We start from the raw sequence: 237 nt of genomic DNA, 5'->3' as shown, positions 1-237 counted from the left end.
CCATCGAAGGACAGCGCGCTGTCTATGCCGTCTCGTCTCTCTCCCCCACTCCGGGGCGTGATCTCGACTCCGCGCGTCTTCGGGAGTTCCTCGATCCACGGCCCGAGCCGTCCAGGAGCCCCATCGAATCTCACGCACTGGAAGATCATGACGTCGCGCGGATCGCGGCATGGGTGACCCGCTTGCAGGAAGGCGAACGCAATCACGGGCTGTTCTGGGCGGCATGCAAACTCGCCG

General features: G+C 65.0%; 1 pseudogene. It reads left to right on the top strand.

The features are described from left to right. Window positions 1-237 (top strand): annotated as a pseudogene (locus SB754_RS22885) (DNA primase); the annotation flags it as partial.

Source organism: Leifsonia sp. SIMBA_070, from assembly GCF_046534635.1.
GTDB lineage: Bacteria > Actinomycetota > Actinomycetes > Actinomycetales > Microbacteriaceae > Leifsonia.
The sequence above is the reverse complement of the archived record's forward strand: the minus strand, read 5'-3'. Positions and strand labels throughout refer to the sequence as shown.